The organism is Vibrio sp. 1874 (genome assembly GCF_033344395.1).
Classification (GTDB): domain Bacteria; phylum Pseudomonadota; class Gammaproteobacteria; order Enterobacterales; family Vibrionaceae; genus Vibrio; species Vibrio alginolyticus.
Genome location: NZ_JAWPOR010000207.1, coordinates 1 through 1,007, shown reverse-complemented (window position 1 = coordinate 1,007; position 1,007 = coordinate 1). Strand labels below are relative to the sequence as shown.

Annotated in this window: 1 pseudogene; it reads right to left on the bottom strand. The window is 44.2% G+C overall.

What is annotated here, in order from left to right:
• Positions 1–98 precede the first annotated feature (98 nt).
• Positions 99–1,007, bottom strand: a pseudogene (locus R8N46_RS25670) (serine protease); the annotation flags it as partial.

The window sequence follows — 1,007 nt, the reverse complement described above, 5'->3', positions numbered from 1 at the left end:
AAATTAAAATCTTATCATTTTGACCAACATAGCAACTTACGACTAAAGTTCTGCTAATTTTGACCAAATATGCCAAGGTTTTGCTTTCTACAGCCCAATTATTTAAACGACGTTCCTACGATCAAATACACAGCTTCCATATCCTGCTCCGTACGACCGTATGCCAACATAATAGGTCCAATTGGCGAGTCCACACCAAAGAAAATTGATGCAGCGTTATACAATGGTGCTTCATTCAATTTCAGATCGTTGTCTGACCATGTACCGCCATGTTCTAGCGACGCGCCTACATAAACTGGCGCTTCAAACAATCCAAAATCATTGTCGAACCATTTGTAGCGATATACCAAACTGCTGAAGAATAAGTTTTGCCCTATCAAGCTGTTTCTCGGTATGCCTGACAAATGCAAAAAGCCCCCTAACTCACGAGGGTCCAGCGTTATCGACGAGTTTTTACTTTGCACAAAGCTGTATTCTGCTTGTCCGACTAAAGTATGACGCTGATAGCTCATTGCCCCCTTAAATCGAGCGTCAATTTCATACACTGTATCTTCCACAATATCTTCAGGCTTGGACTGACCTACCTCTTGAGGGCTGGTATCGTGAGAAACCAAATATTCTAGGTCGACCAACAAACCTCGCGTAGGAAAAGCAAAATCATCGAGGGTGTCTAAGCGGTAATTGGCAAACAAGCCTCTTCGCTCAAAATCTAGATTGCCTACAGACGCCAATGTCGATAACTCAATGCTACCCGAAGAGTATCGACCGCCCAATCTCAACTCTTGCCACAACGTAGGCTGAATGCCAATCGCTATCTCGGAAACAAACTCGGTATAAGACACTGGCAAAAAATCGTTCACCGAACTTAAACTCGAGTCATCATCACTGACCGGCAAGTTTCGCCCTTCACTGCTGTACGCCACCTTACCAGCAACAAAAAACTCTTGGCTCGACAGAACCGGAGAATACAGCTCCGCCTCAATAAGCTTATCTGTGCCCATCTCAAC